Genomic DNA, 14594 nt, shown 5'->3' on the forward strand with positions numbered 1-14594 from the left:
AAGTGAATATAAAAAACGCACCAAACAACATAATAAAGTTGCTTAGTGCGTTTGACCCTCACCAACCGTTATTGACAAGGAGCCATTATTTTGCATATTCAATTGCTCTAGTCTCACGAACAACTGTCACTTTTATATGACCAGGATATTGTAATTCATCCTCTATTTGTTTCTTAATATCTCTTGCTAAGCGATGTGATTTCAAGTCATCGATCGCATCAGGTGCAACGATGACACGAATTTCTCTACCAGCTTGGATAGCAAAGGCTTTTTCTACACCATCATAACTTTCTGAAAGCGTTTCTAATCGTTCTAAACGTCTGATATAATTCTCTAGTGTTTCTTTACGCGCACCAGGTCGTGCTGCTGATAAAGCATCTGCTGCTGCAACGAGGATTGAAATAATTGAAGTTGGTTCAACATCACCATGGTGTGAGTGAATTGCATTGATGACTGTTTCACCCTCGCCATATTTCTTAGCGAGTTCTACACCAATTTCTACGTGACTACCTTCAACCTCGTGGTCAATAGCTTTACCGACATCGTGAAGAAGTCCTGCGCGTTTAGCGATTGTAATATCTTCTCCAAGTTCCGCGGCTAACATTCCAGCGAGATGTGCCACTTCGATAGAGTGTTTAAGCACGTTCTGACCGTAGCTTGTACGATATTGTAAACGGCCGAGTATCTTAACGAGATCAGGATGCATATTGTGTACATTGATTTCGAATGTAGCTTGTTCACCAGCATCGCGAATGATGTCATCCACTTCATTACGTGATTTCTCAACCATTTCTTCGATGCGTCCAGGATGGATGCGTCCATCTGAAACTAAGTTCACAAGCGCGATTCGTGCAATTTCACGTCGAATAGGATCGAAACCTGAAAGTATGACTGCTTCAGGTGTATCATCAATGATTAAATCGATACCTGTTAACGTTTCTAACGTACGAATATTACGACCTTCTCTACCGATAATACGTCCTTTCATCTCATCGTTTGGAAGATTAACTACTGAAACTGTGGATTCAGATGTGTGTTCTGCGGCAATTCTTTGAGCTGTTGTCGCTAACAACTCTTTCGCTTGCTTATCTACTGTTTCTTTCGCTTCTCGTTCTTTTTCCTTAACAAGTATTGCAATATCATGTGACAATTCATCTTCTACTCGTTGGAGTTGTTCGTTCGCTGCTTCTTCTTGAGTGAGACCAGAGATGCGTTCTAATTCTTGTTCATGCTTATTTATTAATGTTTGAACACTACTCTCTTTTGCATCTACTTGTTGTTGTTTTTCTTCAAGTTCAGATTCTTTTTGCTCTAAAATCTCATCCTTTTTCTCTAAGAGATCAGATTTTCGCTCCAAGTTTTCTTCTTTTTGAAGAAGTCGGGTTTCTTGTTTTTGTAAATCACCACGCCGTTCGCGAAGTTCGCTTTCAACTTGATCTTTAAATATTTGATTTTCTTCTTTTGCTTCAAGGAGCTTTTCTTTCTTAATGTTCTCAGCTTCTTTGTTAGCTTGGTTGATGATATCTTCAGCAGTTTGTTTCGCTTGAATCTGCTTCTGATGCAACAAATTACGGGCGATGATATACCCCACAACAACTCCCAGAATAATGCCTATTAAAATGAGTAGGAGGGTTAATAAATACACACAAACACCTCCTTTTTTTAGGACTTTGTCGTATATCAAATTCAATATGATTATATGAAATTATATAAGAATCATACAATGTAATTGTACGTTTTTGCATCAATAAGTGTCAAGGTTTCGACATAGTGTTCTGAGAAAGTATCACTTTTCAGATTTCGGTTCATCACTTACAAAGTAAAACGTTTTCTTAAAACTCATATGTATAGCATCAAATATTTCATGAGATTCATCAAAATAAGAAAACTGCCGGCAGTTTTCTTAGTGCCGACAGTTCATACTCAATAAGTGTGCAATTAATTATCGCTTCTTAATCAAGCTTATTCTTCATCGAAAAGTGATGACGGAGCTTCTTCTTCCTCTTCTTTAACATCGCCATCGAAGATTCCTAGTTTTTCACGTAATTTATCATCAATATCTTGTCTAATTTCAGGATTTTCTTTCAAGAAGTTCTTAACGTTCTCTTTACCTTGACCCATACGTTCGCCATTGTAAGAATACCAAGCACCAGATTTATCTACCACGTCATTAGCAACACCGAGATCAAGAAGTTCACCTTCTTTAGAAATACCTTGACCATACATGATGTCTACTTCTGCCACTTTGAATGGAGGTGCCACTTTGTTCTTCACAACTTTAATCTTCGTACGGTTACCAACGATATCTTGGCCTTGTTTCAACTGCTCTGCACGGCGAACTTCAAGACGAATGGAACTGTAGAACTTCAAGGCACGTCCACCTGGTGTAGTTTCAGGGTTACCGAACATCACACCGACTTTTTCACGGATTTGGTTGATAAAGATTGCAGTTGTATTTGATTTAGAAATCGCTGCAGAAAGCTTACGTAATGCTTGAGACATTAAGCGAGCTTGTAAACCGACGTGAGCATCGCCCATTTCGCCTTCAATTTCTGCTTTCGGAGTAAGAGCCGCAACAGAGTCGACAACAACCATTTCTACAGCACCGCTTCGTACGAATGCTTCTGCAATTTCAAGACCTTGTTCCCCATGGTCTGGTTGTGACAAGTAAAGGTTATCGATATCGACACCTAATGCTTCAGCATAGACAGGGTCTAACGCGTGCTCTGCGTCGATGAACGCTGCTACCCCACCTTTTTTCTGAACTTCAGCGATGGCATGAAGTGCTACAGTCGTCTTACCTGAACTTTCAGGACCGTAGATTTCGATGATACGGCCTTTAGGATAGCCACCTACACCAAGCGCATTATCCAAAGTGACTGAACCACTTGATACGCTTGATACTTTACGTCCTTTATTATCTCCGAGCTTCATAACTGCGCCTTTACCGAAAGACTTTTCCATATTTTTAATAACTGTATCTAGAGCTTTTTGACGTTCATTATCCAATGCTGGACCTCCTATATCGAGTAGTTTCTCGTAAATTTATCTTAACTTAACTATACATGTTCTCATTCAATTTCGCAAGCAATTTGCGAATATTTGTTCGCTAATTTTCACTACTTTTTATCATAAAATCGAACACGCGTACTTATATTTTCTTAAAAACTGTTCGTCCCCTCTGATCTCAACTCATTTAAGAGTCGAATCATTACATAGTTAGGTGTACGTGTCTTAAGCAAGTTACGCTTCTGAGTCATCTTGAAATCATATACTTTTAAGTCATTGTTAGCAAGGATACCAAGGTAAACCGTGCCTTCACGATAAAGTACAGAAATACCCATTTCAGACTCGAATAACTCGCGAACGATACGTGCGCTCACAGACAACTGTTGATTAATAGCATCTGTTGACTTAATCCAACTTGCAGAATGAGGCAACATGCCCTTCACTTGTTGTGTATCATCGTAATCTTTCAAGCGTGAGTATAGCATACCATCTGTAACGCCGTCGTAAAGCGCAACTGTACCCTTGAGTTGTTGCATCACAGCTTCTTCAAGTTCAATCTCATCTGAACCGTAGTAATATTGACCGATGCGTGAAAGTATTTCATCTTTCACCGGTTGTATTGCTTGTTTACATTGCGCTTTATTCTCACCATTTGCAGTGAGTCGTATCTTCACTTCGTGTGAACCAGCCAAAGGTGCGATGGTTGGATTCGTTTGGTTATCGATTAAATCGATGAGTTCTGTTTCAACTCGAGACTCTCCAATGCCAGCAAACTTTAACTGTTCTGAGAAGATGCTTTGCTCTCCATCCATTAATAGTGGCAAGAGTTCGTGTCTCGCCATAGGTTTATTCTCTTTTGGCGGCCCTGGAAGCATCACTACGCGTTTCTCTCCATCTTTAATGAGCATACCTGGAGCCATACCTTCCTTATTCTCTAGTACGGTGCTTCCTTCAATGACGAGTGCTTGTTGACGATTATTCGGTGTCATCGTCTGATGTTGTTCCTCAAAATATGATTCGATGTAACGTAATGCTTGCGAATCAATGACTAATTCTTTATTCAATACCTTCGCAACTGTATGTTTAGTTAAATCATCTTTAGTAGGCCCGAGTCCACCTGTTAACACTACAGTATCATAACGCTCGAGCATATCTCGTACGACGCGTTCTAGGCGTTCAGGATTATCTCCAATCACAGCATGTTCGATGACACTTTGCCCAATTTCATTAAATAATTGAGATAAATATTGCCCGTTCGTATTATTAATTTGACCTAAGAGTAACTCTGATCCTACTGCAATAATACCTATTTTCACAGTTTAAGCTCCTTTGTTCATTGTGTTTATTCAACTTCAACAATGTATATTATTCCACTTTCTTTCAACTACAAACCTTTCTCTCATCATAACTTTTATTTGTGAAGCGTAAAAGTAATAAGAGCGGAACCGAAATCCTCATGATTTCCATGTTCCGCTCAATTATACTCATAACTCGTTATTTGTAATAAATAAGTTTAAATTATTTTTATCACTGTTACCTATTTAATTCATTCAAAACATTTACTTTAATGACTAAATGATGTCAGTTCTTTTAACTGAACAAAAGGTAGTCTATTGTTTCGCTTTGAAAACGTCTCGACCTTTGTAAAAATATTCGAGACCTGAAAGTATAGTGAAGAACACACCGATGTAGAGTAAGACTTGACCTAGCGGGAAGTGCCACCATTGAATCAATGGTTCACCCAATAGAATCCATACAAGACCTACCATCGTTACAGCCGTCTTAATCTTACCTAACTGCCCGGCTGCACTGACGAAACCTTGTTCAATTTGTAACAAACGTAAGCCTGTGACTGCAAATTCGCGAGCAATAATAATAATTGCTACCACAGAGTTAGTTAAATCGATTTGAACTAAAGCGATTAATGCACTTGCAACGAGCAATTTATCTGCTAATGGATCAAGGAATTTACCCATATTGGTAACTAAATTCCACTTACGTGCAAGGTAACCATCAGCAAAGTCACTTAGCGACGCAAGGATAAAGATCAGTCCACTGATCAGCATCTCAATACGAATATCATATCCACCTAGGAATGATACTGTACCGAAGCCGAAATCATTAAGTAAAAATACTAGAAATACAGGAATAAGGACAACCCTAAACACTGTAATCCAATTCGGTAAGTTCATTACGCATCCTCTTTTCTGTATATGTTCACGTCTAGTTTACATGGAAATTTAGAAGATTAAAACAGCTAATATCCATATAATTGCAGTAATTATTACTATTCCACATATCACTACTAAAAGCTGTAATGCTTCTTTACTCTTAGAGCGATATGTGGGTTTCTCTTCTTGTTTAAATACTTTAATTGACGCATTGATTGAGTTCTGATAGTTCGGAATCTCTTCACGATGCGCTTCAATAAGTTGCTCTGCATCAAAGTTAACCGCATTCGCATATTTCGTGATTAAACCCTCAGCATAATTGGCATTATTTAATGCTTCAAAGTTGTTATCCTCAATGATTCTTAGGGTTTGTCGTTTAATGTGTGTTTGATGTTCTAATTCAGCTAACGTCATACCTAGACGTTCGCGACGACCTTTTAATACTTGTCCAACCAAATTCACGTCGCAAGGCCTCCTTATCTCACAGTAAAGCTACTCGAAGAATCCGAAGCCGCCTCCGAAACCGTCTCCAAACTCATCGTTACCAAAGCTTAAGTTATTCTTACTTTTTACTGTGTGTTTCTTCATTTCCTCGTATTGAATCTCTTGATCTTTATTCTCTCTCAATTCAATGATGTAATCAAAGTCGCGCATTTCATATTCGCTCGTCTCTACAAATAAATCTGGATGTTCTACCACTTTGATTGATGGAAGTTTCATCACTTCTTTTACTAAATCTTGGTGTTTCTGATTAGATTCACGCGCGGTTACAGCACCATCGATAATATAGACATGGTCTGCATCATACTCACCTTTAATGAGCGAACTACGTACCGTTTGTTTAATGAGCGTAGAACTGATAAACAACCAACGTTTATGTGCACAGACACTCGCTGCGACGATGGATTCCGTCTTACCTACCCGAGGCATACCTCTAATACCGATAAGTTTGTGCTCATTCTCTTTAAATAATTCTGCCATGAAATCGACGAGCAAACCGAGATCTTCACGTTCGAATCGAAACGTTTTCTTGTCCGTTGCATCCTGCTCTATGTAACGACCATGACGCACAGCCAGTCGGTCACGGAGTTCGGGTTCTCGCAACTTGGTGATTGTAATATCATCGATCTCATGTACAATGCTTTCAAAGCGTTTTACCTTTTCCAAATTATCCGTCTTAATGAGCAAACCTCGACGCCCTTCTTCAATTCCGTTAATCGTCACAATATTGATACCCATCATACCAAGTAAACTTGACACGTCACCTAATAGTCCAGGTCGGTTAATCGTAATATCGTATTCCAAATACCATTCTTGTTTGGTAGTTACTGTCAAACTGAAGCACCCCTTTATTTAGGCTAGATCATTGAGCACACTGCTTAGCAATCTAGCTTTCTCATCAACTTGTACTTGTCATATTATTAGTAGTATAACATTTTGCCATGACGTGTGGGTTATAAAATTCAATCGATTTCCCTCTTTTAAAGATACCAGGCACCGTTCACTTTCTGCACTGTCCCCGTAATACTCTTCGCCATAGGATGACATAAGTAACTACAAACATGAGCAACCTCTTCAGGCTCAACTAAACGTTGCTGAGGAAGATCAGCAATGATTGTCTCGAGCTCTTCCGCTTCGAACACCTCTGACATATTGCCTTTAACGAAACCAGGTGCGATTGCATTGACAGTTACAGAAGTTAATGCAAGTTCTTGACTTAATGCTTTCACAAAGCCGAGCTGTGCACTCTTCATCGTTGAGTAAATAGTTTCTAAGCTCGCGCCCGTCTCTCCCCAGATAGAGGACATAACAATAATACGTCCTTGCTCACTTTGACGAAGTTGAGGAAGAAAATGACGAGTGAGTCTGATCAATTGTTTCACATTAAGTTGATAACTCACATCAATATCATGATCAGAAGTATCTTCCAACATTTGATACATACTCGCTCCAGCACAATAAATGAAACAATCTAAATTCTGAATAAAACCAAAGTGTTGCGCTATATCGATAGTTTGTGTTAAGTCACATTGGACAAACTGTACAGGTTGATTGCGAAACCGCTCTTCAAGCTTAGCGATATCAGATTGATGATAGTGCACGATAACTTCGTAACCTTCACTCAATAGTCGAGTAACTATCGCACTGCCAATCGATCCAGAACCGCCGATCACTAGCGCTTTCATCTATTTCAACTCCATACGGCTATCGACAACTTGTTCTAAATCTAAATAGGCTTGAGATGTCTCGTTAATACTTTCGAGTGTAATATCTTCAATAATATCAAGTAACTCAAATAAAGATACGCCTTCAAAATAAAGTTTGGTATATTGATTCGCTATGTATTCAGGAGAGTTAAGACCTGAAATAAATTCCCCAATAAATTGCTTCTTCAAGAGTTCAAAGGCTTCACGATCTTCAAGCTGACCTTGACTCCGTTTTAATTCTTCAATTAGTAGTCCTTTCAAACGGTCAGGTTGTTCAGTCGCACTCGTCACGAGAGAGAAACAATAAGAATCCTCTAACATGAATTGATAGCCAAACGTTTCATCGATTAACTCATCGTTCAGCAATGATTGATAGAATTCTGTTTCCTCACCAAAGACCATCTCAAAGAATAAAGTCATTTCTAAATCACGTTTCGCATAAGCACGCGGCGACTCATCAAGCGGCTGTTGTTTAAAGCCAAGCATTAAACGAGGAGATTGAAGATGCATCGCTTCACGCACTTCACTTTGATTCACTTCCACAGGTTCTGTTAAAGGCGCCCTTACAATTTCAGGTTGTGCTTCTTTCTCACGTTTCGACTCGTGCTCACTTACGAGTTGTTCAATATGTTCAACATCTACATCTCCAACAATAAAGAGCACCATATTGGATGGATGATAGAACGTTTCATAACATAAGTACAAATCATCTTTAGTAATGTCGTAAATACTGTCGACACTACCGGCAATATCGACACGGATTGGGTGCTGCTGATACATACCACGCAACGTGTTAAACATGAGTTTATAGCCGGGTTGTTCTTGATACATTTTAATTTCTTCAGCTATAATCCCTTTCTCTTTCTCAACTGTTTCTTGAGTAAAATAAGGAGATTCGACCATTTTTAATAAACGTAAAATATTACGATCGATATGGTCCGTAGCACTGAATAGATAGCTTGTGCGATCAAAGCTCGTGAAAGCATTAACTTGCGCATTATCTTCCGCGAACTGAGTAAAAAGGTCTTCGTCTTCTTTCTCAAATAACTTATGTTCTAAAAAGTGTGCTACACCATCTGGAACAGTGACGTATTCATCACTACCATGAGGTTTGAAACGAGAATCTAAAGATCCGAAACGCGTAGTATAAGTCACATACGTTTTCTGGAATCCGCGTTTTGGAATGATAAATAACTGTAATCCGTTATCCAACGTTGATTCATAGACTTGTTCATCAATTTGATCATAATAACGTTGATTCATTATGCCTCGTCCTCCTCTCTTTTAGTTAAAGTGTAAATCGTCTCAACTTGCGTGTTCTGAGCGAGTTGAATCACATCATCTTTCGTCACCGCTTGAACCTGTTGAGCGAAGATGTCATGTGTTAAATCTTCATCAAGTAAGACATTATTGTTGAGAATTTCGATGATTGATTTCGGGCGATCTTGCGCTTCAAGACGTTGTGAAATTAAGACTTTCTTCGCTAAAGCGAGTTGTGCTTCTGTGAATTCCCCTTGCTGGAATCGAGTGAATTCATGTAAGATCGTGTCTTTCGCTTGCTGATACTTATCAGCCGTCACACCGCTAAGCACGAACATATAGCCGTTCTTTGCATCTACTTGAGAATGGATGGAGTATGCGAGACTTTGTTTCTCACGTACTTCATTAAACAACACAGAGGATGGGTCGCCACCAAACATCATATTAAAGACGATAAGCGCAAAGTAATCCTGTTCTCCAAAGCGAGTTGGGAGTTTAAATCCTAGGTTTAATTTCGCTTGATCCACTTCATCCGTTTCGACAATTTCTTTAGGCAACTTCTCTGCAGCTTGCACACGACTTTCTATCGTTGTTGTATCGAGTGTGTGTTTACTGAGATCGAAATACTCAGCCACTTGTTTCTCAATATCAGCTTCTTCGACATTTCCTACTACGTAAACTGCGGAGAAATCATTATGTAGCATGGACTGATATGTTTCGTATAATGACGCTGGTGTCACTTGATCCACGTCAGCTAAACGACCAGATGCGAACTCACTATAGGCCTGATCTCCAAACATGTTTTTGAGTAATTGTAAAAATGCATACTGAGATTTATTATCCACTACAGATTCTAATTTTTTCTTCAACAATGACTTCTCTTGTGTTAAAAATTGAGCGTCAAATTGTTCTGAAGAAACGAGCGGATTCCAAATGATTTCTTTAAGTAATTGGAAGCCTTTTTCTATCAGTGGTGTATCATCTTTTAAGTAGCGTTCATTCACAAGCTCTAAAGATAAAGTGATCACATGTTGATCTTTAAATTTAGAGACGAAACTATGTATATGTGCGCCATAGAGTTGGGACAAATGACGGTTGAAATCTTTGTCTGTAGGCCAACGTTTCGTCGCGCGTACGAGCATCTTACTAAGTAATGTACGTGGCGTGATGGTTTTGCTATCTAAAGGAGCCATAAATTTCAAAGTGATAGTTGTCGTTTTAAACTTTTGAGTAGGTAAGACCTTTAAACGAAATGGTACTTTATTTTGTTGATTTCTCATTCAGAAACCTCGCTTTCTTTTAATATTTAAATACTTATACAATTATGATTATTTAACTGCTTTAACTATGTATATCTCTAAATTCGCTCTAAGTGCTTAGTGTTATGATAAAAGTCACACTATCAAGCTATACCCATCTTAAAGTTATTTAAGACCTATAAGGATAAAATAAAACTCATAAGCATAGATGATGAACTATAAGTGAGCCTATGTATCCATTAGTATAATTTTAAAGTTAGGACTTTCCCTTGGGAGAACCACCGTTAACAATCATTGACTGTGGCTCCCCCAGCAAGGAAGTCCGCATGTTATATGAGTAGCGTTCTTATAGTTTAATAGAACCGCTATTTATAAACTTAAGTTATATACCTTAACGATATAAGTCTGAGTCTTTCATCTTTATCTAAGCCAGACTATAAGTCACCTTATTCCTCTGCATCAAAGTCGACCAGAATTTGACGTGGTTTGCTCCCTTTTTGAGGTCCGATGACTTGGTTACGCTCTAAATCATCCATGAGTCGTGACGCACGGTTATAACCGATACGGAATTGACGTTGTAATAAGGATGTACTCGCTTTTTGCTTTTCAATCACAAACTGATAGGCATCATCATACAAGCTATCCTCACTCTTCATCTCTGACTTATCTACTGGCGCATCAGGTTCCATTTCCTTCACATAATTCGCTTTCTGTTGTTCAACGACGTAATTTACAACCTCTTGTACTTCGCCATCGCTTAAGAAAGCACCTTGAACACGAGTATTTGTAGAACCTCCGCTCGCTTCATACAACATGTCCCCTTTACCGAGTAACTTCTCAGCTCCTGCACTGCCGAGTATTGTTCGAGAATCGGTTTGCGAACTTACGGCGAATGCAATTCGTGATGGGATGTTGTTTTTAATCAAACCAGTAATAACGTCGACAGAAGGTCGTTGCGTAGCCACAATTAAGTGTATTCCTGCAGCACGTGCCATTTGAGTAATACGTTGAATAGCGTTCTCAACCTCTTTACCTGCTACCATCATCAAGTCAGCTAACTCGTCGACAATCACGACGATGTACGGTAGCTCAGATTGTTTCTCATCCAACTCTTCATTCTGACGACGAATATATTGGTTATAGCCTTCTATATTACGTGTAGAGCTGTGTTGGAAGAGATCGTAGCGACGTTCCATTTCAGCCACAATCTTGTCTAGTGCTTGAGACGCTTTGTGTGGATTCGTCACTACAGGGATGAGTAAGTGCGGAATACCGTTGTAAACGTTAAGTTCGACCATCTTAGGATCGATTAACATCAATTTCACTTCATGTGGTTTCGCATTGAGTAAAATGCTGGTAATAATCCCATTGATACAGACGGACTTACCGCTTCCTGTTGACCCTGCAACGAGCAAGTGCGGCATTTCATTAAGTTGCACTGTAATAGGATCGCCTGAGATATCACGTCCTAATCCAACTTCTAATTTATTCTGAGCTGGGAATTTCTCTTCTAATACCTCTTTCAACGTGACGAGAGAAATCTTATCGTTAGGTACTTCAATACCTACAGCTGAGCGTCCTGGTATAGGCGCTTCAATACGCACATCTTTCGCTGCTAATGCAAGCGCAATATCGTTGTGTAAGTTCACAATCTTACTTACTTTAACCCCTTGTGCGGGTTGAATTTCATATTGCGTAACTGCAGGTCCAATTTTAATTTGCGTCACTTTCGCATTCACACCAAAGTTTTTCATCGTATTTTCAAGCAAACGTCCTTTCTGTTGCACCTCTGATTTCGACGTTGTTTGTTGTTTCGGTGGTTGATTAAGTAATGACAGTGGTGGAATCGTGTAGGCTTCGTTCTCAACCTCGCCTGCTTCAGAAATTGAACTACTGTCTTGATCCGCTTCAGAATCTGTTGTCGTTGGTTGCTGAGCTGAATTTGAAGTAGCTGCCGTATCCTGGGAGTGAGTTTCTGGTACGCTATTTTCAGTAGCGTTCGCCACTTGCTCAGGCGCTTCGTTACGACGCTTGCGACGTAAACGTTTACCTTTAGTATCTTGTTCTTGCGCTTGTTCTCTATCGCTATGTCCGAAGATAGGTATCGCACTGTCGCTTGCCTCATTATCTCGCGGTACTTCAGGTAGGTCAGACACATCTGTTACTTCTTCTTGTGCTTGCTGCTCTTGTTCTAAGCGTGCTTGTTCTTGTTTTTCTGCTTTCAAACGTGCCTTCGCATCTTTTTTAACCTTACGTGCTTGTCGACGATCTTTCATGTTCTCAGAAGCGGATTGACTCTTCGTCTTCATCCCTTCAAGTAAGGCTTTCGATACGTCACGATGACGTCTTTTACTCAACAAGATAATACTTGAAGCGAGCAATAGTAATGTAATGATGATAACCCCAAATATTGAAATGAGGGGAACGAATAACTTGAGGAGATAGAAACCGATTAAGCCCCCGCCAAAGTTGGGTAGGAACGTATGTTGATGGGCTTTGTAAATATATGATAGAACGGGTTCTCTCTCTGACGCGACTGAGTGGGTAAAATGATAAATCACTTGCGCAATAAATAATAGCGCAAACTGCAAGACCACAACGCCAATTGCTGGACGTGTCTTCGGTATAGCTTTATAGAACGTCATCGCGGTCGTATAAAGGAGAATAAGTATGTATGTTAAATATCTACTCCATCCAAAAAAGTAATCAAAGAAGCTATCAATCATCTTACCGATAATTCCGAGTTGGAAGACGCCCAATACTACTAAGATGAAGATTATGATAGCAATGACATAACGCAAAGGACTCTCAGTTTGTTTTTTCTTATTTGAACGTTTCTTACGTGTTGTGGTTGATTTCTTTTTCGTTGACTTCTTCTTACTCTGAGCCAAAATCTCACACCTTCTTTAATTCTCACTACTATCAACAATAGTAAAGAGTAAGATGAAAGAGGTAAAGACGATGATTACACTATAACCTGTGACTTGCTGCTCATTGCTAATAGGTATAGTTATTGATAATCATTATGTCTCAACCTCTTTGTTTATCTCTATTGTTTATTATATTTCAGAAATAACTGGGATGATCATTGGTCGGCGTTTCGTACTTTCAAATAATAATTTACTAATTTGGTCGCGCATATTTTGCTTGATATCTGACCATTCAATTCGTTTCTCTTGTAGACCTTGTTCTACAATTTCACGCACTTTTTCTTCTGCTTCTTGAAGCAATTCTTCGCTTTCTCTCACATAGACGAAACCACGTGATTGAATTTCAGGTCCCGCAGCAATACGTCTGTTGCGTGAATCCAATGTCACAACAGCGATAAAGATACCATCTTCAGCTAATAGATGTCTATCGCGCAGAACGATATTGCCGACGTCACCTACGCCTAAACCATCTATCAGCACATTACCTGAGTTGACTTTTTCGTTGAGTATCATATCTTTACCGTCGTAATTGACGACGTCCCCTTTCTCAACTAGGAAGATCTTCTCAGGGTCAACACCTGATTCATTCGCTAATTTCGCGTGCGCAATTTGCATTTTAAACTCACCGTTAACCGGAATAAAGTATTCAGGTTTCATCATGTTAATCATCATCTTGAGCTCTTCCATGCAACCGTGACTAGAGGCGTGAATCTTCTTGTTATTAGGAATGATTTCTGCACCTGCACGCGCAAGTTCGTTTAATGTGTTACCGACGATGACTTCCATGCTTGCTGACGCTGTGATGGCTAAGAAGACAGAATCGCCTTTCTCGATATTCATAATCTTGTGTTGTTGAAGTGCCATTTGATTTAAAGCTTCAACAGGTTCACCTTGCATGCCTGTCGCAATAATAATAACTTCGTTCTTAGGATAGTTCTCAACTTCTTTAATCGGAATGAGTAAATCACGTGGAATATCGAAATAACCCATTTTACGCGCAATGTTGAATGACGTTTCAAGTGAACGACCTAAGAATGACACTTTACGATTTAAACGACTTGCGATGTTTAACACTTGTTGGATACGCACGAAGTTTGAGGCGTAGCAAGAGACGATAAGACGTCCTTTCACTTTCGTAAAAGCATCATACATATGGCTTTCAATCACGTTCTCAGGTGTATTATACCCAGGCTTCTCTGCCTCTACAGAATCACTGATGAGTGCAAAGACACCTTCTTCACCAATTTCTGTCATACGTTTAAGATCTGGTTCGTAATGACCATGTAAACTTTGATCGAATTTAAATTCACCTGTGTAGACGATAGCGCCGTATGAAGTATGAATGCATACGCCTAAGCTATCTGGAATACTGTGTGTCGTGTTAAAGAACGTCACGTTGACGCTCTTGAAGCGCATCACTGACTCGTCATTAACGACGTAATAGCGAATCTTCTTATTAATATTACGTGCTTTCACGCTTTCTTTCACTAACGCTAAAGTAAGACGTGAACCATAAACAGGCGCATCGACTTGTTCTAAGACGTAAGAAGCAGCGCCAATTGCGTGTTCATGTCCATGTGTGAGGAAGATTCCCTTTAAGCGGTGTTTATTCTCAATCACATATTGGATGTCGGGAATAACAACATCGACCCCAAGCATTTCGTCTTCAGGGAACATGAGGCCGGCATCCAACATAAACATTTCATCGTCTACTTCAACGATATACATATTCTTCGCAATTTCACCCACACCGCCGAG

Annotated in this window: 11 protein-coding genes; all 11 read right to left on the reverse strand. The window is 39.5% G+C overall.

Translation table 11 applies throughout. From position 1 onward, the window contains the following. Nucleotides 1-85 precede the first annotated feature (85 nt). The gene (rny, locus tag CD126_RS08100; protein WP_049410607.1) at nt 86-1645 is read right to left on the reverse strand and encodes a ribonuclease Y; all 1560 of its coding nucleotides are present in this window, start codon (nt 1643-1645) and stop codon (nt 86-88) included. 317 nt (nt 1646-1962) lie between these two features. Next, complete coding sequence (recA, locus tag CD126_RS08105) at nt 1963-3009, reverse strand: recombinase RecA (protein ID WP_002472399.1); 1047 nt, start codon at nt 3007-3009, stop codon at nt 1963-1965. A 152-nt stretch (nt 3010-3161) separates the two neighbouring features. Then, a complete protein-coding gene (locus CD126_RS08110; protein WP_103370292.1) occupies nt 3162-4325 on the reverse strand; it encodes a CinA family nicotinamide mononucleotide deamidase-related protein in 1164 nt (387 codons plus the stop codon). Nucleotides 4326-4619: 294 nt separating this feature from the next. Further along, the gene (gene pgsA, locus CD126_RS08115; RefSeq protein ID WP_049405448.1) at nt 4620-5201 is read right to left on the reverse strand and encodes a CDP-diacylglycerol--glycerol-3-phosphate 3-phosphatidyltransferase; all 582 of its coding nucleotides are present in this window, start codon (nt 5199-5201) and stop codon (nt 4620-4622) included. A 48-nt stretch (nt 5202-5249) separates the two neighbouring features. Then, nucleotides 5250-5642 (reverse strand): helix-turn-helix domain-containing protein, encoded by a 393-nt coding sequence (locus CD126_RS08120; protein WP_103370293.1) that lies wholly within the window; start codon nt 5640-5642, stop codon nt 5250-5252. Nucleotides 5643-5672: 30 nt separating this feature from the next. Next, nucleotides 5673-6515: a YmfK family protein gene (locus CD126_RS08125; protein ID WP_049405450.1), complete on the reverse strand. Its 843-nt coding sequence runs from the start codon at nt 6513-6515 to the stop codon at nt 5673-5675. A 146-nt stretch (nt 6516-6661) separates the two neighbouring features. Then, nucleotides 6662-7366 carry an elongation factor P 5-aminopentanone reductase gene (gene ymfI, locus CD126_RS08130; RefSeq protein WP_049405453.1) on the reverse strand — a complete coding sequence of 235 codons (705 nt, stop codon included), beginning with the start codon at nt 7364-7366 and terminating at the stop codon, nt 6662-6664. Continuing rightward, a complete protein-coding gene (gene yfmH, locus CD126_RS08135) occupies nt 7367-8650 on the reverse strand; it encodes an EF-P 5-aminopentanol modification-associated protein YfmH (protein WP_049405455.1) in 1284 nt (427 codons plus the stop codon). Beyond that, entirely contained in the window at nt 8650-9927 is a 1278-nt protein-coding gene (gene yfmF / locus CD126_RS08140; RefSeq protein ID WP_103370294.1) for an EF-P 5-aminopentanol modification-associated protein YfmF, read from the reverse strand. Before yfmF ends, yfmH begins: the two co-directional genes overlap by 1 nt. A gap of 425 nt (nt 9928-10352) precedes the next feature. Further along, nucleotides 10353-12797, reverse strand: a complete 2445-nt coding sequence (locus CD126_RS08145; protein ID WP_049405459.1) for a DNA translocase FtsK — start codon at nt 12795-12797, stop codon at nt 10353-10355. A 168-nt stretch (nt 12798-12965) separates the two neighbouring features. Beyond that, the coding region (gene rnjB, locus CD126_RS08150) for a ribonuclease J2 (protein ID WP_169931264.1) at nt 12966-14594 on the reverse strand (1629 nt) is incomplete at its 5' end.

It is taken from the genome of Staphylococcus pettenkoferi, from assembly GCF_002902685.1.
Lineage (GTDB): Bacteria > Bacillota > Bacilli > Staphylococcales > Staphylococcaceae > Staphylococcus > Staphylococcus pettenkoferi.

Coding starts and splice junctions, on each gene's coding strand:
- pgsA (WP_049405448.1), bottom strand. CDS start 5,201: ATGAACTTACCGAATTGGATTACAGTGTTTAGGGTTGTCCTTATTCCT.
- ymfI (WP_049405453.1), bottom strand. CDS start 7,366: ATGAAAGCGCTAGTGATCGGCGGTTCTGGATCGATTGGCAGTGCGATA.
- yfmH (WP_049405455.1), bottom strand. CDS start 8,650: ATGAATCAACGTTATTATGATCAAATTGATGAACAAGTCTATGAATCA.
- yfmF (WP_103370294.1), bottom strand. CDS start 9,927: ATGAGAAATCAACAAAATAAAGTACCATTTCGTTTAAAGGTCTTACCT.